Annotated in this window: 1 protein-coding gene; it reads left to right on the top strand. The window is 46.3% G+C overall.

The window, feature by feature from the left end; genetic code table 11:
• A partial coding sequence (locus A3738_RS01015; RefSeq protein ID WP_068763280.1) for an NAD(P)H-dependent glycerol-3-phosphate dehydrogenase occupies positions 1-758 on the top strand: 758 nt, incomplete at both ends.

A 758-nucleotide genomic window follows, 5' to 3' on the forward strand; every position in this document is an offset into this window, starting at 1 on the left:
AATGAAGACGCCGTTCAAGAGATTCAACAAACGGGTATCAACCAACGATACTTGCCAGATTTAGTACTTCACGAAAACTTATCCGTCAGTGGCAATCTTAAGACTGCGGTCGATGGCGCGAATGTTATCTTTTTTGCGATCCCTAGTAAGTCATTTCGTATGGTTGTGGAGCAAGTTTCAGGCTTCATTTCTGAAGGACAGATGGTTGTTAGTACGACTAAAGGCATTGAACCTGGCAAACTAAATCTGATGAGCGATATTCTTCGCTCTGAATTGCCAAACAATCGTGTTGGTGTCATGGGTGGGCCTAATCTCGCAAAAGAAATTGCGAAACATGAAATTACCGCTACTGTAATTGCGAGTGAAGATTCTGATTTGCGCCGTATTGTGCAAGAAGCGCTTAGCTGCGAATACTTTCGAGTGTATGCGAGTGCCGATGTGTACGGGGTAGAGCTTGGCGGTGCTCTCAAAAATATCTACGCGATTATTGCTGGCATTGCTGCGGCTAAGAAATTAGGTGAGAACACGATTGCTATGCTGCTAACACGTTCCATTGCTGAGATGGGACGTTTTGCTGAGCATCAGGGCGCGAATCCGATGACTTTTCTAGGTTTATCTGGCGTGGGTGACTTGATCGCAACGTGTTGTTCTCCATTGAGCCGAAATTACCGAGTGGGCTTTGCCTTTGGCGAAGGGAAAAACCTCGAGCAAGCAATCGAAAGCTTGGGTGAGGTCGCTGAGGGTGTGAACACGCTTAA

The sequence above is a fragment of the Oleiphilus sp. HI0066 genome, assembly GCF_001635725.1.